This is a genomic window from Acinetobacter shaoyimingii (assembly GCF_011578045.1).
In the GTDB taxonomy this organism is placed as follows: domain Bacteria; phylum Pseudomonadota; class Gammaproteobacteria; order Pseudomonadales; family Moraxellaceae; genus Acinetobacter; species Acinetobacter shaoyimingii.
Genome location: NZ_CP049801.1, coordinates 1,306,108 through 1,326,363, shown reverse-complemented (window position 1 = coordinate 1,326,363; position 20,256 = coordinate 1,306,108). Strand labels below are relative to the sequence as shown.

The 20,256-nt window shown below is 36.7% G+C and carries 14 protein-coding genes and 1 pseudogene; 5 read left to right on the top strand and 10 right to left on the bottom strand.

What is annotated here, in order from left to right; all coding sequences use genetic code 11:
• Positions 1–54: 54 nt before the first annotated feature.
• From hemL to G8E00_RS05885, 5 genes and pseudogenes are all read right to left on the bottom strand, one after another.
• Entirely contained in the window at positions 55–1,353 is a 1,299-nt protein-coding gene (hemL, locus tag G8E00_RS05905; protein WP_166222641.1) for a glutamate-1-semialdehyde 2,1-aminomutase, read from the bottom strand.
• 112 nt (positions 1,354–1,465) lie between these two features.
• Entirely contained in the window at positions 1,466–2,077 is a 612-nt protein-coding gene (gene thiE / locus G8E00_RS05900) for a thiamine phosphate synthase (RefSeq protein WP_166222639.1), read from the bottom strand.
• 135 nt (positions 2,078–2,212) lie between these two features.
• Positions 2,213–3,301, bottom strand: a complete 1,089-nt coding sequence (locus tag G8E00_RS05895; RefSeq protein WP_166222637.1) for an OmpW/AlkL family protein — start codon at positions 3,299–3,301, stop codon at positions 2,213–2,215.
• A 600-nt stretch (positions 3,302–3,901) separates the two neighbouring features.
• A pseudogene (locus G8E00_RS05890) lies at positions 3,902–4,770 on the bottom strand (IS982 family transposase).
• A 322-nt stretch (positions 4,771–5,092) separates the two neighbouring features.
• A complete protein-coding gene (locus tag G8E00_RS05885) occupies positions 5,093–5,476 on the bottom strand; it encodes a DUF962 domain-containing protein (RefSeq protein ID WP_166011534.1) in 384 nt (127 codons plus the stop codon).
• Positions 5,477–5,718: 242 nt separating this feature from the next.
• Here G8E00_RS05885 and G8E00_RS05880 point away from each other — a divergent pair, with 242 nt between their 5' ends.
• Positions 5,719–7,179, top strand: a complete 1,461-nt coding sequence (locus tag G8E00_RS05880) for a CYTH domain-containing protein (RefSeq protein ID WP_166222635.1) — start codon at positions 5,719–5,721, stop codon at positions 7,177–7,179.
• Positions 7,180–7,234: 55 nt separating this feature from the next.
• Here the strand turns inward: G8E00_RS05880 and G8E00_RS05875 are convergent, their stop codons facing one another.
• Together G8E00_RS05875 and G8E00_RS05870 are read right to left on the bottom strand one after the other, a co-directional pair.
• A complete protein-coding gene (locus G8E00_RS05875) occupies positions 7,235–8,872 on the bottom strand; it encodes an ATP-binding cassette domain-containing protein (protein WP_166222633.1) in 1,638 nt (545 codons plus the stop codon).
• A gap of 203 nt (positions 8,873–9,075) precedes the next feature.
• Positions 9,076–9,729, bottom strand: a complete 654-nt coding sequence (locus G8E00_RS05870) for a TetR/AcrR family transcriptional regulator (protein WP_166222631.1) — start codon at positions 9,727–9,729, stop codon at positions 9,076–9,078.
• 117 nt (positions 9,730–9,846) lie between these two features.
• Here G8E00_RS05870 and G8E00_RS05865 point away from each other — a divergent pair, with 117 nt between their 5' ends.
• Positions 9,847–11,091, top strand: coding sequence for an MFS transporter (locus tag G8E00_RS05865; RefSeq protein ID WP_166222629.1), 1,245 nt, complete (start codon positions 9,847–9,849; stop codon positions 11,089–11,091).
• Between the two features lie 493 nt (positions 11,092–11,584).
• The gene (locus tag G8E00_RS05860) at positions 11,585–13,612 is read left to right on the top strand and encodes a CocE/NonD family hydrolase (RefSeq protein ID WP_166222627.1); all 2,028 of its coding nucleotides are present in this window, start codon (positions 11,585–11,587) and stop codon (positions 13,610–13,612) included.
• Between the two features lie 79 nt (positions 13,613–13,691).
• On the opposite strand, the gene G8E00_RS05855 is transcribed toward G8E00_RS05860, so the two are convergent.
• The gene (locus G8E00_RS05855; protein ID WP_166011545.1) at positions 13,692–14,324 is read right to left on the bottom strand and encodes a hypothetical protein; all 633 of its coding nucleotides are present in this window, start codon (positions 14,322–14,324) and stop codon (positions 13,692–13,694) included.
• A gap of 107 nt (positions 14,325–14,431) precedes the next feature.
• Here G8E00_RS05855 and G8E00_RS05850 point away from each other — a divergent pair, with 107 nt between their 5' ends.
• Both G8E00_RS05850 and G8E00_RS05845 read left to right on the top strand, forming a co-directional pair.
• A complete protein-coding gene (locus G8E00_RS05850) occupies positions 14,432–14,821 on the top strand; it encodes a DUF3144 domain-containing protein (RefSeq protein WP_166011547.1) in 390 nt (129 codons plus the stop codon).
• A 182-nt stretch (positions 14,822–15,003) separates the two neighbouring features.
• Positions 15,004–16,074: an amidohydrolase family protein gene (locus G8E00_RS05845; RefSeq protein ID WP_166222617.1), complete on the top strand. Its 1,071-nt coding sequence runs from the start codon at positions 15,004–15,006 to the stop codon at positions 16,072–16,074.
• 44 nt (positions 16,075–16,118) lie between these two features.
• Here G8E00_RS05845 and G8E00_RS05840 read toward each other — a convergent pair whose 3' ends face one another.
• Both G8E00_RS05840 and G8E00_RS05835 read right to left on the bottom strand, forming a co-directional pair.
• Positions 16,119–19,022 carry a M16 family metallopeptidase gene (locus G8E00_RS05840; protein WP_166222614.1) on the bottom strand — a complete coding sequence of 968 codons (2,904 nt, stop codon included), beginning with the start codon at positions 19,020–19,022 and terminating at the stop codon, positions 16,119–16,121.
• 194 nt (positions 19,023–19,216) lie between these two features.
• Positions 19,217–20,047 (bottom strand): PhzF family phenazine biosynthesis protein, encoded by an 831-nt coding sequence (locus G8E00_RS05835; protein ID WP_166222611.1) that lies wholly within the window; start codon positions 20,045–20,047, stop codon positions 19,217–19,219.
• Positions 20,048–20,256 lie beyond the last annotated feature (209 nt).

The following is a 20,256-nucleotide window of genomic DNA, read 5'->3' as shown; positions in this document are numbered from 1 at the left end:
AAAAAGCCCACAACCGAAGTTGTAGGCTTATGTTAATGTAATTTCAACTAAAATTTATTTCAAAGTTGCAAAAACCTCTTTAGCTGCTCGAATTGTGTACGCAATGTCCTCATCCGAGTGTGCACTTGAGAAAAATCCTGCTTCAAAAGCCGAAGGTGCAAGATTTACACCACGCTCTAACATGCCGTGGAAGAAAGCACGGAATTTGTCTACATCACATTTCAAAATCGCATCGAAACTTTCAATTTGATCTTGATCTGTAAAATAAAGTCCAAACATACCACCCACTTGTTGGGTACGGAATGCTACACCTTCTTCATCGGCAGCCGCTTGTAAACCAGACAATAAAGTTGCCAGTTTTGCAGTTAAGTTTTCATAGAAACCTGTCGCACGTAAATGCTTAAACATCTCAATACCTGCACGCATCGCCAGTGGATTACCTGACAATGTCCCAGCTTGATAGACTTTACCAAGTGGTGCAATGCATTCCATCACTTCACGTTTACCACCAAATGCGCCAACAGGTAAGCCAGCACCAATGATTTTGCCCAATGTGGTCAAATCAGGGGTTACGCCATAATGCGCTTGTGCACCGCCTAAACCAACACGGAAACCAGTCATCACTTCATCAATAATAAAAACTGAACCGTATTCGTCGCAGACATCACGAATCGCTTGTAAGAAACCATCAACAGGTTTCACTAAGTTCATATTACCTGCTACGGGTTCAACGATAACACCTGCAATTTCAGAGCCAAATTTTGCGAAGCATTCTTTCAGCATTGCAATATCGTTATATGGAAGCGTTAAGGTATGTTTAGCAAAATCTGCTGGCACACCCGCTGAAGTTGCTTCACCCTCACCTTTGGTCAATAAACCTGAACCCGCTTTCACCAGCAACGAGTCAGAATGACCGTGGTAACAGCCTTCAAATTTAACGATCTTGTCACGTCCTGTATAACCACGAGCTAAACGAATAGCCGTCATGGTTGCTTCAGTACCTGAGTTGGTCATACGAACCAATTCAATCGATGGCATGATTTCGCAAATGATGTCTGCCAAAGTCGTTTCATGAACTGTTGGTGCACCAAAGCTTAAACCATCTACAGCAGCTTCTTGCACTGCTTTAATAATGTCAGGATGAGCATGTCCTAAAATCATTGGCCCCCATGAGCCAACATAGTCGACATAGCGTTTACCATCGACATCATACAAATACGCACCTTGTGCTTTTTCAATAAAAACAGGTGTACCACCCACACCATTAAACGCACGTACTGGTGAATTCACGCCACCAGGAATATGTTTACTGGCTTGTTTAAAAAGTTGTTCTTGCTTTGGAGATAAGCTCATGAATTCACTCGACTCAAATTAGTTAGATCTAAAAAAACAGTATAAGACGTAAAATGCATGTGAAAAATCACGTCAACACTAAATATAATCGCTTAAATAATGAAGGATAAATTTAAGCGAAGAGTTTAGCCCAAGCTTGGACACGTGCAGGAATTTCTTCAACCGATAATCCCAATATATCACTCACAACAGCACATAAATCAGCACCTGCAGCTATCACTTCAGCACCATTTTCTACTGTCAGGCCACCAATAGCACAAATTGGGGTTTCAAATAATTGTCTTGCTTGTTTAACAATATCTAAACCTATAGCAGTCGCTTCTGGTTTAGTTTGTGTTGCATGTACAGCACCAAAAGCGACGTAGCTTGCACCATCCGCAATGGCGTTTTCAGCATTTTGAATTGAACCAGCACAGGTTCGCCCTATGATAACCCCTTTAGGTAAACGTGCTAGAGCATCGGTAATTTCACCATCGCTTTGTCCCAGATGCACGCCTAAGCCAAATTGCTCAGCCAAACCAATATCATCATTAATGACAAATGAGGTTTTGTATTGATCACATAGTGCTTTAATCAATGCCACTTCGTTAGCCTGATCAGACTTTGCGATCTTTTTACGACGATATTGCAAAATAGCAACTTGCTCAGTTGCTAAAGCAGCTTCTAACTTTGAAAGAAGTAATGCCAATGGATCATCATTGGTAATTAAATATAAACCGCGCATACATGACTGCCCAAAATAATCTGCATCGATTATAGCAAGCTCAAGGGCAATCATTAAAAATAAAACATTTATATAAAATAAATAAAAAAGCCTAAAACATGACATTTTAGGCTATTGATTTAGATCTATGATCGTTTAGAAACGAAAACCCACCCCAAGATAGGTAATCAGTGGATCAAGATCAACTTTGGTTTTAGATTTAATCAATCTTTCTCCAGTATTGTGATCTGTCACAGTAATAGTTGCTGTGTTGTTGAAATTCGGCATATAGGTCAATGAAGCTGTTGTAAAAAAACGTTTAGAAATATCGTACGTAAAACCTAATGTGACCACTGGAGCAAAAGCATCAGATACTTTAACTTTGACTTTTGGATCTCCATCTGAAGTTCCACTATTGTCCAAAGCATCCCCAGCTTTATCGTCTAACACATTTCTAATCATATGTCCGGCATCTACTAATTTTTGTTCTAGACCATTATTTAGTTCGAGTTTGTCAAAATACCCATAAACAACACCTGCACCCACATAAGGACGAAACTTATTTTTACCCGATTTGCCAAAATGATATTTCGCTGTTAGCGCTGGTGTCCAAGCTCTAACTTCTGCAATCTTTTTGTAGTTGCTCAAGTTAGCCACAGTGATATCTTTCTCAATAATGAGCCCATTCATCAGCGATGACAAAAGACCTGAACTATTCGCTTCAGAATATGAAGATGCGATAATTTGACCTTTACCTTTAATATCGACTGTTGGTGGAATTCCCCCAACAATTTCAAGTGAAACTTTATCATGCGGGAAATAACTCAACGTTAAGCCTAGAGTATCCACATCTTGTGCTTCTAAGCCTGCTTTGTCCGTCCATTGACTAATGCCAGAGACATCCGCGGCCATTCCACCCGTAAATAAACTATTCACATATGAATCAGGACTAGTATTGTAATCGCTTTCAATGACAGCAACACCAATACCTGCAAAGCCACTGCGGTAATCGTCCAGATTAGTCGCATGATCCACAATATCTGCATTTTTTATACGATCGACGCCATATGTCTCTCCCTCAACTACAGCCGTATTGATGTGCATCGGATTAGCTTTTCCTTGTGGCATGACATGTAACCAGCCTGCAGAAACAGCCCATCGTTTAAAATCAGTTGAACTCGCATGACTCACATGAGTGTTCAAAATAAAGGTTATAGGTATGATTATTCGTATATATTGATTCATTTTGACTCCTATTATTATTTTTATTCAATCTTTCTTTTATTTAATTATTTATTTAAAACATTTTACTACAAATGCTTTAATTAAATATTAGACACAAAAATAAAATAATCAATAAAAATGTTTATAAAAATAAGAAGTCAAAAATAAAATTCAATTAAAATATATTCATATTTATCCATTAATTTTAAATTCAAATAACATTTAAAATTTAATTAAATAATTAATATTTTTTTAAATCAAATAATCAATAAAATTAATTGATTAAAAATACTGTTTACATATAAAAAAATCATCTTTTTCTTTAATCAACTATTTTAACATTAGTGATTTAAAAACAATGATCATTGAGTCGTATTTGAGTGAACAAAGAAAGTCACTTCTCTAGTGCATATAGCTCAGGAAGATGGTTAGGATGATGGAAATTAAGCTTGCAACAACCACTTCCATTGCGAAATTTTGCTAAGCATCACTTGCACTTCATTTTAAATCAGTGCTTTAAACATTTCTCAAAAGAAGAAAGTTTATCAAGCATTCAATTTGGTTCAGCAAGGATTTAAGGAAGAGATTTATGGGAGAGATGTATATTAACCCGAATCCTGCTTAAGCCGATGACTCCATAATTTGAATCGTTGGCTTATTTCGATGGGTTAATTGATATGCACATAACGAAGCATAAATTCCGCTGAGAAATCCATAAGTACTACGTGCTTTACTCGTCACTAAATGATATTGCCCTTTCAATAAGCTGAATAATGTTTCTATCTTATTGCGTTGCCTTAGGTGATATTCATCTGATGCACTGAGTTGAACAGATTCCATGTTCCTCCGATGATAATTAATTAAATCAATACCTTGAACTTGCAGCCTGCGCTTTAATTCTTGGCTGATGTAACCTCGATCCCCGTAAAGTTTTCCTTTTAGGCCATCAACTAATTGCTCAACCATTTTTATGTCAGCAACATGTCCATTCGATAAAGCAGAACAGGTAATTTCACCAAATTGATTCATCGCAATATGTAATTTACAGCCATAGAACCAGCCCATTGAGCTTCTACCACGTGATGCAATTTGGACTAATGATTTATGACGTTGAATACGTTGATTTTTACAAACTGGCAGAGTTGTTGAATCAATCCATAAATATTGTGTTTCTTGACTTTCATCAGCGCCACATGCAAAGCGTGTAGAGCCAATTGGTGCATATTGATCAGATGAATCATCCTTTGATAGCAAGGCAAGTACTTAAATAAATAGCTTTTATCTTCTTTTAACCAAGTGAAAAAGGCTTTGAAATTAGTGAAATGAGAGGATTTATACCAAATAGCAATAAAGATAATTTCTGAAAGACTGAGTTGAGCAACTCGGATTCTTGAAAGTTGGCCATCTTGCTTGAGAAATTTCCAATAAGTTGCTTCAAATTGTAGAAAAAAGTCATCAATTAAGCAGAATAATTCGGTAATATTGAACATTAGGACTAGGGTTGTGAGTTTGGTGTGGTAACTCAACTGATGGCTCTAGTCCTTCTATTTTTCAAGTCAATTTCTTATCCGCGATTCGGGTTATATTAATAATTATTGTTTAAGTTTGGAAAATCACAAGTTTTTAATCAATATGATCAATAAATTAATTTCTAAAAACCATTGTTATAAATTTTTAGTAATCGTATATTCCAGCATTGACTTTATTATAAAAAATATAAGGATATGAGTGCAAAAAAAACTGTTTAACTTTAAAATATTGTGGTCATATGAAGGATGAATCAACCTTCATATGACCACTTTAATGTTATTTTTAACTTTCTATTTTATCTAAACTTCGATCTACAATACTAAGATTCCCACGAATAATATCAGACAACATGCGCCAATCAGAAATAAAACTATATAGTGGCTGTTTAAAACTTGCAGGTTTATTTTTTTCAAAAATAAAGTGACCAACCCATGCACAGGCATAGCCTGATACCAGTCCATAAGCAAAATATTTGGCTTTTCTTTGTCGAATCGCTTTGGCAAAGAAATAGATCCCCACGCTACTGCCTAAAGCATGTAAACGGCGGCTGGTGATATTGCGATGTTCAGTCAAATAAAAACGATAAAATTCTTGATAATTTTTGATGGGTAGCTGGAACGCTGCTTCCACGAATTGCTCTGACTTTGGTTCAACATGGGCATTCATATTGATCATCCTGATAGTTTTTTAATCACAATAAAGCAATCCTGATTAATTTAAAAGCATCTCTAATGTTGAAAAAATTTGTTTTCTCTATTTGTTTCCAAAATAGATCATTTGTCTTAAGCGATTTTAAATTGAATCAGTTACAATCGTGCAGATTCGTTTTGAACAGACGTATAAATGTTCATTTTTATCTGCATAACAGTAGATTTTATATAGAAAAATATGTTTTTTAGGATTTCACGATGATTGAAGTTGAATTAAAGTTTCAGATACCCGAAGCAAGACGTAATGCCATACTTAAAGCTGTCGATCCTAAAAAATCTGAAATTATTCAATTACAAGCGAAGTATTTTGATACACCAGACCGTTTGCTTTCACAACATGGTATTGCCCTTCGCCAACGTCTTGAAGGTACACGTTGGATTCAGACTTTAAAAGCAGCCAGTAAAAGTCATATTCAACGTTTTGAACATAATCTTGATTTGGGTGAATTAGAACATGCACCTGATTTGGATTTATCGGTTTACGATACTATTCCTGAAGCAAAAAGCATATTAAATCAAGCGCTCACTACTCAAACTGAGGGATTGCAATTGCAGTTTGAAACCTGCATTGAACGTACCTTACGCGTCATAAGCTTTGAAGATGCAGAAATTGAAGTGGCTGTTGATGTTGGCGTGGTACGAACAGAAACAAATCAACAAGATATCTATGAAGTTGAATTTGAACTCAAAAATGGTTCCGTTGAGGATCTGCTTGCGTTTAGTTTTGAGTGGGTAAAAAAATACCAGTTATGGTTAGATGTGCGCAGCAAAGCTGAATTTGGTAACTTACTTCACCAAGATCTCAAAGTTAGTCCTGCAACTTTAGAAAAAGAACTGAATTTAAGTAAAAAAGAAACCGCTGAAAAAAGCATTCGTCATTTAATTGCTCATTATATGCAACATCTATTGCCGAATATTGCTGCAATCTCATCAAACCTTGCAGAAAAAGAACATATTGATCAAGCGCATTTAGCGCTTAACCATTTGTATCTAACATTGTCCTTATTTAAAGATTGGACTTCTAAAGGTGTCGACAAATGGTCAAATCAGTTGTCTGCATTTAAGAGCCATTTTGAAAATTTAAAGCATTATGATCACATGCAACAAACTTTGGGTGCATTATTGCAAAATCCAAAAACAGCTGAAAGCTTGAGCAAGGACGTACTCTATGCACAAGAGAAACTGAATAATTTGGTCAAATCGACACAGAATGTTCAGCATTATTTAGAACTTTTGATGTTTAGTTTAGGTACATCAAAGAGAACTCAAAGCAACGATTTAAAATGGTATGCGCAAACAACCTTGCAAAACCAATATAAAATTTTGCAAGACACGTTGAATGCCGCTGATATTTCTAATTTTGAAAGCTTAGATGAGTTGGCACTTCGCCTAAATGAACTGAAATTTAGTTTTCCGATTTTGACTCATATTTTTGATGTGAAAAATTTACAAAAATATGGCAAGGCTTTGAATGATGCACAACAAGCAGCTGAGCAATATCAAATTTTGGCATCATCTTCTTCTTATTTACAACAAACGGAACTTGAGGCCAGTGATTGGTTTGCACTCGGTTGGTTAACGGCAAAGCAAGAGGTTTATGCAGAAAAACTGTTAGAGGCGACTGAACAATTTCTAGTAAGTCGTAAGTTCTTAAAATAATATATATCTTTAAAAAGAACTCATCATATCGATGAGTTCTTTTTAAACTTATTACTTATTTATGATCCAATTCTACTTCAGTGCTGGCTACAATAAGCTGATTAAAATCGATAATTTCATCAGCGAATTCTAGCGCATAATTTGCATGTGAAATCATAAAAATGGTTGGAACACGTTTTCGAATAAATGGCATCAGCTCAAGACTTGTTCGCTCGTCTAAAGCGGCTGTCGGTTCATCCATAATTAAAAGTTCTGGTCGTTTCAACATTGCACGAATAATACTGATTCTTTGCTTTTCTCCACCTGAAAAACTTTTATAAATATCCTGCAAATCATCATCTAACTGTATATTATTCTTATGTAAAATTTTCGTTAGATGAAAACGATCTAACCATTCATATAAATCTTGGTCACTATAATTATACTGGCTGTTATGGACTAAATTTTGTCTGAGCGTTCCTGAATAAACGATTGGATTTTGACTAACAAAGGCAATTTCTTTGAAAATTTGCGCTGAAAACTGCTCACTGATATCCACATCTTTGTACTTTAACTGACCTTTTTGGATCTGTTGTAATCCAATCAGATAATGGATAAAACTGGTCTTTCCAATACCTGTACGACCAATCGCAACATAGCATTTACCATGCTCTATTTTAAAGTTGAAATCATGAACTAAATATTGCCCTAACATAAAATTTGAATGTCGAAATTCATATAAAGATGTACTTTGATTAAGCTGTTTTTGACTCAATTCATCCTTTTGCAAATTAAAATAATCATAGTATTTTTGCGCAGCAATAAAATCTCCACGCAAACGAATAATGCTTTGCGACATCATCATTAATGGTAGTGTCAAACTCACAATATAAGTACTAATAAGGACAAAATCACCGGCCGTTATTTGTTGTTTTTGCTGAAAAAGATAAACTGAAAGCAACATAAAAAAGAGCAAAAAAAAGCCAATAAATATAAGTTGATAGAGCATAAAAACAACCGCTTTTTTATAGTTATGACCCGCTTTCCGTTTAAATGTATGAATACGGTTATCAAATTCCTTTAACTCGTAATTTAAAGATGCATTAACTTTTATATCATAAGCGCCGCTAATTTTTTCGATAATGAATTGATTCAAACTATTGCGCGACTCATACATTGCAGTAAAAATATCATGAGTCTTAAAGGTAATTAATAAAGACAATGCTAAAGTAATAATTGAAAATATGAGAAAATATAAAGAATAAATAACACCAATATTATGTGCCAACACCCAAACCATACCAATAATTTGAATCACAATCGGAATGATGACAAATAAGATAGTATAGGTGATTTGTGAAAACCCACTTGCTCCACGCCATAAATCTGCATTAAACACACCAGCTTCAATCTTTTTTTGTTCCTCATATTTTAAATTAAAATAATTTTCTAAGCCTTTATATACCAGCGCACTTTCGAAATTTCGAAAAAAAAGTGCGCTAAACATATTTTTAAATTGATCTATTGCCTGCGATATTAACCACCCCATCGCATAAGCAAAGGCTAAAAAATACAGGTTTGAAAAAGAAAATAGACTGACAGATTGAGAAGTTGAACTCGATTGAGATTCGTCAATTAATAATTTTAAAAGATAAGGAAGCAGAACACCTATTACAGTTGAAACCAGTAAAAATGAGCTGACAATTGCGATCATTTTTAAGGGATTTTGATCATATTGTTTAGAGATACGCCATATAGATAAATAGGTATTTAATTTCGATGCATGCATAAAATAAATCGCTATCTCATGTTGGCGCTTTATTAGAGTCGAAATTTAAATATTTATAGGTAAAAAGTTGTGGTAAAAGTGTATAAAATTTATCATGTTGCACAATAACTACGAAGATCAGGGCATGATTATTTTAGAAAATTGTCCCAGTTTTTCATTGCCATTATTACTACATGTTCTAATTGTTCCATTGTTGCACCATCACGTGCTTGTATAGTCATACCTTGTAGCATGGTGGTATAAAAATCTGTCATTGCTTGAATATCTGTCATTGATGGAATTTCCCCCTGTTTAACACCTTGTTGGATACGAGCAAAAATTTTCTGTTTTGTCGCTAAGCGTTTATTGAGCAATTCCGTTTGAATCTGCTGATTTGTAATTGAACAATTCATAGTTGAAACCACCAGCATGCACCCTGTGGGTTTATAGTCTTGAATTAATCGTTTTAAGTTTTCAAATAGATAAAGCTCCATGGCAATTTTTGCAGTTTTGGCTTGTTTAAAAATTTCATCTATCGGGCATGCTTCATTTGCTAAATAATAGTCCAAGCTTTTTTTAAACAATTCAACTTTATCGCCAAAAGTTCCATACAAACTTGGCGCTGTGATTCCCAAACTTTGAGTCAAATCACTGATTGATGTTGCCTCATAACCATACTGCCAAAATAACAACATCGCCTTTTCAAGTGCTTGATTTTCATCAAAACATTTTGGTCTGCCGCGACGACGTAAATGTATATTCGAACTAACTGCTTGATTTTCGGGCTTTGTATTATCCTGCATAACAATCCCATTAATTTTTATAACGATCACTAATAAATTAATTGACCCTGCTCAATAAATCAAATATTTTATTTTTATAACAATCACTATGAAATTAAAAACCAGGAGTTTCAGTCCATGAATACTCAAGCCAATTTGAACGAATCTCATCTTCAGCAAACCGCTCCAGATCAACATCAAGGCAATTGGTATGCCGTCATCACCCTATCCATTACAGCATTTGTTTTGGTCACCAGTGAGTTTCTCCCCATTGGTGTGTTAAATGCCATTGCTCAAGATCTGCAGGTTACAGTCGGTACAGCAGGTTTAGTAATTACACTGCCAGGTGTTATGGGGGCTTTTGCAGCGCCACTTATATCCGTTTGGGTCAAGGGTCTTGATCGAAGATATCTGTTGATTGGACTCACGGCTGTCATGGTAATCGCCAATTTCATTACTGCATATGCTGCTAGTTTTGCTTTGATTTTATTTAGTCGATTTATTTTAGGGATTGCCATTGGTGGCTTTTGGGCAACGGCCATTGCGCTAAGTGGTCGTGTTGCACCTGCACACTTACCTATTGCTAAAGCAACGGCAATTGTCATGGCAGGTGTGACCTTAGCCACAGTTTTAGGTGTACCCATTGGCACATGGCTGAGTGAACTTTATGGATGGAGAACTGCATTTTTAATGACTGCTGTGATTGGTGCTGTGATATTGGTGTTCGAATACTTATTTCTTCCTAAATTATATCCCACTTCAGCCATTCAGTATCGTGACTTACCTGCTCTTTTTGCTGACCCGAAAGCGAGGAAAGGCTTAGTAATTATTCTGCTGATTGGTTTGGCACATTTCTCGACCTATAGTTATTTAGCTCCATTTTTTAAGAATGTCTCTGGTTTTAATGGTGCAACCATTAGTACACTGTTATTGGTCTATGGTGCAGCAGGTTTCTTTGGAAATGCTTTTGCAGGTTATAGCAGCAATTTGAATGTCAGATATACCTTGGCTGCAGTTGGAGTGTGTTTAGCGGTGGTATTTATAGGATTTCCTATTTATGCGACCCATCTTACTGGTGCTTATTTTCTAACAGCAATCTGGGGTTTTGCATTCGGTGCATTTCCAACAACAGCGAATATTTGGATGTTTTTACACGCGCCTCAAGCCGTTGAAAAAGGTATGCCTTTATTCGTCGGTATTTTTCAAGTGATGATCGCACTTGGCGCACTGATTGGTGGTTTTATGGTGGATCATTTTAGTACCAGCATTTTACTGTATAGCGTCGTTACCCTCATTGCTTTTGCACTTTTAGCGGTGTTTACCCATAGTCGAGGTTTAAATAATCCTAAAATAATCGAACAGGCTTCAACCTGCCAGAATTGAAGATAATTTTTTCCATTGCCACATCAACGCATAAGCATGATGGATGTTTCAACCTTCATCATGTTTTTTATCTATGTTTTATCTTAGCTTTATCCCTGATCTAAACTTTATTTTTCTCTTTATTTTGTCTCTATTTAGCAATTTATTTTGCTTATAAATAAGTATGAGGAATAATCGTATTTCTATTCCTAGCCGTGCTCATTTCAATTTATACAGATCGAAGCTCTAAATTACGTATGCACTCAACGATTGAATAAATATAATAAAAAATAAATTATAAATGCCATAAACCCCACTTATCACTTAATACTTGTTAGTTTTTCTAATCAATGATAGAAAAACTACTCATGCATTTTTTTAGAAATACTTCAACAAAAAAGGGAGGTTCATCTCAACAGTCTTATTCAATAAAAGCAAAGGTTATGCTTTTAAAATCGCTATTTGTAATAACAAAAAACTTGATTAGCCAAGAACAATAAAATGGATTTTTACCATGAAATTATTAAACACGCTTTATGCTGCAATTGGTATTGGTGTTGCAGTGATTGGAACGACAGTAGGTATTGTCAATAAATCAATCACACCAACTCAAAATATCACCTCGGATTTAAACTACCTTAGCCCTCAATCCAACACACCCAATGCAACTACTTTAGATCCGAACCAAATCGGACATCCGAATATCACATTAAAAAACACCCGCCTTGGCACACGTGCGAATGTGAGTAAAGCACAATATCCTGTGACCACAAATGCAGATGCAAAATGGCAGCTTTATGATCGAGCTGAAGATTATCCTAAAATTAAAGCGCTTCCTACCCAATGGATTAATATGAAGGATGGCACTCGCATTGCGGTGTATGTCACCTTACCTGCAGATGAACAAGGCAATGCAGTCAATACACAATTCCCTGTTATTCTCATTCAAACCGCATATAACGGAGGGACAATTGGTCGTATTTCCTCGATTGTCGGTGGTGCAGACCCTGATATGGTCAAACGCGGTTATGCTACGGTCGTCGTCGATGTACGTGGTACTGGTAACTCTGCTGGCAAATGGGAAGCATTTGGCAACACTGAGCAACAAGACGCTTTTGAGATTATTGATTGGACGAGTAAGCAATCTTGGTCGAATGGCAAGATTGGCTTATATGGTGTCTCGTATTTAGGCATCACGACACTTCTTGGTGCTGCGACTCAACATCCTGCTGTAAAAGCTGCATTTCCCATTGTGCCGATTGGTGACAGTTATCGTGATATTTTATTTAATGGTGGTCAACTGAATACCAACTTTATTCCTGCTTGGTTAGGGATTATCACCGTTTTAGGGACATTGCCCATTGATGCTTATCTTGCAGACCCAGTCAAGGGGCAAGCTTTGGCTTATGAAAAATTAAAAAACACCACTGAGTTCCAAATCCCATTGGTTTTCGATGCACTTGGTGGAACTGATTTCGCCTTTGATTATGATTTTTGGGGCGAACGATCTCCTTTAGAATATGCCGACAAAATTAAAGTACCGACCTTTATCGTCGGTGGTACACGTGATCTGTTCCAGCGTAGTGAACCCTTATGGTTAGAGGCATTGAAAGATCAAACGACTGCCAAAATCTTCATTGGGCCTTGGAATCATATCCAAGCAGCACAACTTTTTCCGTCCTTGCCAAAAGACAATATTCCGAAATTAGAGAAAATAGCATTGCAGTGGTTTGACCAATATTTAAAAGGTATGGATGTGGGTGCTGACCGACTGCCGAATGTCACGCAGTGGGTTCATGGTTATGAAAATTATGTCACCACGACAGATTGGCCTCATGTGGAACTGACGCCTGATCGTTTCTTTCTAAATAATAAACACACTTTAGTACGAGATAAAACCACTGATAAATCTGGTGAAAGCTTTTTAATTCAAGCGCCTACTTTTGGTCTTTGTTCAAGTACTGTCGAACAAGTGACAATGGGAATCTCAAGCTTAGTCCCCTTTCCTTGCTTAGAAAATAGTAACTTGTCTAATATTCCTGCTGCGGTATTTAATACTGAACCCTTGACTGAAGATTATTATCTAAATGGTCCGATGCAAGCCGATTTGTGGGTTTCAACCAGTTCGAAAGATACAGGGATAGTCGTTCGGATATCTGATGTAGACCCGAAAACGGGCAATGCAAAAACACTCAGTACTGGTATTTTAACAGCATCTTTACGCAAAGTTGACGAATCCCGTTCACGTTATATTCAAGGTCAAATGATTCAACCATGGCAAACTTTTAAGAAGGAAGACGTTCAGCCATTGGAAAAAAACCAACCTGTATTAATGCAAATTGAAATTCCACCAACAGCAGTTCTGATTCCTAAGGGTCATAAAATTCAGGTTTCAGTTGTTGCCAGTGATATTTGGAAAGGTGTCGCACCTTTACCGACTTTAAAATCAACTTTATTGGGTTCAATTTCAATTTACTCAAATGCCAGTTATCCATCGAGTGTGGTCTTGCCTAAAGTACCGACACAATATGTGAAAAACTGATGATTTAATGTGTTTGGAATCAAAAAACCCCAAGTCAAAAACTTGGGGTTTTTTAAATGCTAAAGTGAATATAAAAATCTTATCGATACTTCCCATACACACGCCAAGTATTGTTATCTGCAAGTGGATCACTATAACTGTCATTGCGCTGTTTACGTGGCTTATCTCGTGCATCGACCAACTCAAAATGTGGTTCTACACTTAACACAATGCCATTTACATAAAACCGTGTACGCGTATATTCACTTTGACCATGCTGAAACACATAAGTGCGTAAGTCGACAAATTCACGATGTGCTACCAAAGCTGCCGTGTCATCACTATCTAACCAGTGCGACATGGCACGGACTTGATCAGGTTCAAACTGACCGCATTTATCAATTAAACTTGCAATCCCCCGAAACGTTTTCGACTCTTTAGCACGTGTTTTATTCACACGAATACGATCGACATGAAAATAGAACAATGGCAGATTCAAATGACTAGGCAGATGAATCGCATCTAAAACTTCATCTTCCATAAAAGGCTGAAATAAATCTTGCGCGCGCTCAATCAGCCCAGTCCACTGTGCATAATAAGCATCAACCTGTGCTTTTGTACCATAGTAAATCGGTAAGCCTTCAACATTGGCCAAGTCTGCAGGTGGCCAAATATTTTGGCGTAAAAGTGCAATATCACTTTTTAAACTTTGAACCGCAATCGCATCCTGCATCATCATTTCCAATTTGCTTAGGCTATTTTTAGATTAAGTCAAAGGTTTAGTTTATGCAAGCCTTTGCCTATAATACGCCATTAGTTTTTTAAGTTAGGAACAAGTTCATGGTTCAAAAGATTGAAGCGACAGATGTAACCGAAGAAGAAGCGTTGAATGCTGCATTCTTTGAACGTGCCGATGAATTTATTAAACAAGCCAATGAATTTTGCCGTGTGGAAAAAGGTTCAGATGTCAAACCTGCTGAAATGCGTGGACAAGTGAGTGCTGCAATGCTATTCGGTACTGCTCGTTTTAATACTTGGGTAGCGGCAAATGGCTTTAAAGACGGCAAAGAAATGCGTGATGCCAAAGATCAAGTGATGTCTTATATCATGCAACAATTTCAAATGATGCTTGAAGACAACTACGACGAATATTGTGAACAGTTTGAAAACTATCTTCGTTTCCGTCATAACGAAGAATTTCATGCCAATAAGCATGATCACAACCATTAATCCCAAATGGTTTTAATACCCATATAAGCCTTGAGCAATTCTAAAAAAGCCCGCAATGGGCTTTTTTATACAACACAATCACGCATTATTTTTAAACAAAAAACTTAGACAAAATACAATGTTCAACAAAAGACATTTCAGTTATTTTAAATCTATAGATTAAAATAAGTTTAGGGATGATCATGCAACAACTCGATTTTGCCATTATTGATGCACATATTCACCAATGGGATCCTTATCATACGCCTCATCCAGCAGCACTTGCCGTCAAACTATTCGGCAAAAGTCCATACTTACTCGATAAAGTTATTCGTTTGGCGCAACCTAAAGATCTGCTTGAAAGCATAGGTTTAACCTCTCATATTAGTTCGGCTTATCTTCCACAAAATTACAGAAAAGATGTAGGCCACTACGCAATCAGTCAAGTTGTGCACGTTGAAGCCAGTTGGCACGACCATAAAGGTAAAGGCGTGGTGGGTGAAACTGAATTTATTGAATCACTACCATTCAATGACGGTACAGTAAAACTAGGAGGTATAGTCGCTACAGCCGACCCACGTGATCGAAACTTTAAGAAAATACTCAAACTACACCATCAAGCATCACCCCATTTTAAAGGCATCCGTCGTATGGCGGCATATCATGAAGATAAAGGGATACATCGTTGGACCGACCAAGCTGAATTGTATCGAGATAAAAAATTCCTGAAAGGCTTTGAAGTTTTAGCACAGTACAATTTGAGTTTTGATGCGTGGGTTTATTCAACACAGTTGTCAGATGTGATTACACTTGCGAAACAGTTTCCTGAAACCTCCATCGTGTTGGATCATTTAGGTACTCCTGCTGGCTTATTTGGCCCTGTTGGTAAGCAAACGGGGCTAACCCAAGTGGCGCGTGACAATATTTTTTATCGTTGGAAGGAGGATATTGCTGAACTGGCTCTCCTCCCCAATGTCTATACCAAAATGTCAGGTTTACTCATGCCAGTACTGGGTCATCAATTCCACAAGCAAAAACGACTTGCCAGTAAAGCTGAGATTTTTGATTTGGTTCATCCAATGATCACCCACGCGCTGGAAAGCTTTGGGACATATAGAGTGATGTTTGCTTCAAACTTTCCAATGGACAGTGTCAACGCAAATTTGGTCACTATTATTGATGCTTTTAGCGATGTTGTCGCGGCTTATGACCCAGATGCTTTAAAACAAGTTTTCCATCATAACGCCAAGCAGTTTTATCGTCTAAAAGGATAAATCAAAAAAAGACCTGATATCAATCAGGACTTTTTTTATGAAAACTAGGGTTGCGTTTTCGGTTGTTGAATTTGAAGCGGTTGAGTTTGACTTGGTTTCACTTGACGCTTTTGAGTTTGAGCTGGTTGAGCTTGATTCGGAATCGGCGCCAATTGACTTGCAGGAATAGGCTTTGGCACTTCTTTGGTTGGTTGACCATATTGATCTGCCATGACTTCAATCAAACGATCCAAATGAATGTACTTCTTAATCGCGGCATCAACATCTGATTTTGTCAATTTGGCAAATTCTTGATCCCGTTTTTTACGTGCATTCATGTCTTTATTACGGTAAAGCTGTGGATTGAGCATACGATGAATACTGCGTTCATCTTCTAAAACAGTCACTCGATTTTTCATGATATCCGCTTTGGCTGCTTCAACTTCTTGCTCTGTTACACCTTTTTCAATCAGCGCTTTTAAAACTTTATGAACTGAGTTAGAGACTTGAGCAGACTTACCAGCCGTGTAGTTTGCACTAATGCCAAGTGCTCCAGATTCTTCATCTTCATCTAGACTGAGTGAGCTGTTAAAGCCATAAACCAATGCATTTTTCTCACGCAGTTCTTGAGCCAAACGCGAAGACAATTGCGAATTACCCAAAATACGCTCAAAAACAATCATTGCTGGTGCATCTGCATGGAAAGCACCTAAAGGAAAGCCCATGACACTTAAATAACTACCAAACTCACGTGGCTCTGAAAGCACATGCAATTTTTGAGCTTTATATTCAACATAAGGCGTTGTTAAACGCTGATAAGGTTGCTTTTTATTCCAATTTTCAAATTCTGCTTTTAAAGTTTTCTTCATTTTCTTGGCATCAAAATCACCTGTTACAGCAATGCTGGCATGATCCATCGCAAAGAATTGTTGATATAAGGCTTTGACTTGATCATTGGTCGCCAATTTTAATTGTTGCTTGGCAAAATCAGGCTCAAAATGGTAACGCAAATCGCCTGGTTTATAGATTTCCGTCAATCGCGACAAGGCCATCGCTGAAACTGTTCCAGGTTCAGTATATGGTCGATCTAAACTTGAAAGTGATTGCGATTTTATGAGGTCAAACTGTGATTGTTCAAATTTTGGATTTTTCATCACAGACAAAATAAAATTAAAAAACTCATCGAATTTTTCAGTTTTGGCAACAATCTCAATGCTCATGCCGTTATCGCTTGATGACGCCGATGCTCCGCCGCTCGCTTCAATCGATTTATCAGCAATATCTTGCAGACTATATTGCTCAGATGCACGTAATAATAAGTATGAAGTTAAACCGATGATGTCAGCTTTATTAAACATACTTTGCTCTGTACCAAAGTCGACATCGATCGATACATAAGTTTTCCCATCACGTGTTTTGGTTGGAAATAGCGCATACTTCATCCCATTTTTAAGTTTGCCACGTTGAATTTTTTTCTCTGTTGCATCTAAACGTGCTTTTGAGGTTTTCAAATATTGACTGACTTCAGCTCTATAGACTTGAGCATCTTTAAGTGGTTCTGCTTGTTCAGCTTTTTGATCAAGAGTTTGTGATGGAACTGCTGCTTCCTCTTTAAGCGTTTGTGCTTTTTTCTGATCTTCAGGTGTAGGTTGTATATCTGCTGAAATTCGATGCGTTGACGTTAAAAATGAAGTCAAAATTTGATTAATTTCATCGACGCTTAAATCTTGTAATTGCTTTTGCTCTTTAAAGAATTTTGACCAATCGCCCTGTTGTGAAACCATATATTCACTAATCATATCAGCAACTGCAGATGAGTTAGTGATCATGGTTTCTTGCGCATTTTTAACCATGTTTTTTATACGATTGACTTCGGTTGCATTAAATTTTTGCGGTTTTTCCACACTTTGAATCAGCTGTTTTTTGACATTTTCAGCATGATGATTGGGTGCATAAATAGCGCCTAACAACACCAAATTAAAGTGTTGATCTAACCATGTGGTCGCAAAAACATTGGTACTGATACCTGACTCGACCATATCTTTGTATAAATGTCCGCTTGGTTGCATGGTGTACAAATATGGCGTAAATGACAGTGCTGCCTGAATATTTTCGTTTTTACTGTTTAAATAAACATTATACTTGGCTAAGTCGCTGCCCTTTTTCACGGCAAATTCTTTAATCTTCATATTATTGATATTAAAGGGCGGAACTTTAGCCGATTCAGGAACTGTACGCTGAGGGATTGGACTGAAATTTTTATCGATGGTTTTGAGTACATCTGCTTTATTAAATTTACCTGCAATGACAATCACTGCATTGTTTGGTGCATACCATGTCCGATAGAATTTATTCAATTCATCCATTTTAATGGATTGTAATTCGTTTAAATCGCCAATCGCCAAGCGTCCTAATGACTCATTACCATATGCTGCTTTCCACATTTGATCCATGAGTACAGCTGAAGGCTGATCCATACGTACTTCACGTTCACGCATCACGATGTTGATTTCAGACGGTACAAATTTTTCCTGTAATACCAACTTGTCCATGCGTTCTGATTCAAGATAAAGCACTTCATCTATGACTGTTTTTTCAGGACGTACGACATTGATATATTTTGTTGAATAATAATCTGTGCTGGCATTGGTCATTAAAGTAAATTGATCTAATCGACGCTGAAATTCTTCACCTTTGACATTTTGCGTGCCTTTAAATGCTAAATGTTCGAGCAAATGTGCTAGACCACCCTTACCTTTGGGATCATTTAAAGAACCAGTTAAATACACTGTATTTATAATGACTTTATTTTCTTTGTCATTTGGTGCTAAAACGACACGTAACCCATTGTCGAGTTTATATTCTTCAATATTTTGTTCAGCTTTAACCAAACCAGAACCAGCCAAAGCATCGGCACTTACACTGATGATGAATAATGAAAGTGTAAGCGTTTTAAATCGGGTTAACATAGATATTCCAAAGGTAGTATGTCTAAGATTTTATTTGCAAGAGTTTAGAAAAATTTTACAAAATGCACTGTTGTAATTTGATATATAAGCCGTTTATTTTATCGATTAAACTTAAATTTATCCCATTTAATCTCAAAACACTTAAAGTATTATCAAAAATAAACATAATTTTTAAATTTCAATCATTTAGTCTATCAGTCGATATAAATTTCGGCCGTCATATAGAGCTTTGCATAACCTGAAATACTCACTCTATCATTGCCCTTAATTTCGCAATATAACTCACCACCACGTTCAGAGCTTTGATATGCCAATAAGCTATTTTTATTCAATTTTTCAGCCCATAGTGGTGCAAGTCCTGTATGCATGGAACCTGTAACAGGGTCTTCATCAATACCTTTATGTGGTGCAAAATAACGGGCAACATAATCATATTGATTAGATTTCGCTGTTACCGCAATATCAAAAGCATCGGATGCCGTTATTGAGGTGCTGACTTCATAAGCCTCAGCAATGGCATTAATTAAAGCAAAATTTGGCTTGGCTTCAATGACATCTTGCTCATGCTCACAGACTAAAATATAAGCTTGCTCATTCAAATATACTTCTTTAATCGGACGATCAATCACTTCATTGAGTAATTCAGGATAATGCTCTTGTAAATGCGCACGGCGAATAGGAAAATCCATCTGAATTTTGCCATCTGTTGCTTGAACAATGGTAAAAAAGCCTAAATTTTTAACATGAAACTGAATTTGCTTGGCCTGAGTATAATCTTGAAAAATGACAAAACTGCTGGCCAAAGTTGCATGACCACAGAAATCCACTTCTACTTTTGGCGTAAACCAACGAATTTCATAATGACTTTCATCAATGATTTTAACAAATGCCGTTTCTGCCAAATTATTTTCAGCCGCAATATTTTGCATCAATGTATCGTCTAACCATTCATCACGAACAATCACCGCCGCTGGATTTCCTTTAAATAATTCCAAGGTAAAGGCATCGACTTGATACATTTTCATTGCTTTCTCCCTTTTGCCGTTCATGACATATGGTCAAAATCATATGCATAAACCACTTTTTTGTTTAGCGTTGATACGTTCAGTTTAATGGTGATATCCCGCAAATCTAGCTAGGATCTTTTCTTTGCCATAAATCATTAAATATTTGCAGCGATCATGTTCACTATAAATCACCACATCATTATTTTACACACTCTTGGCATAGAAAA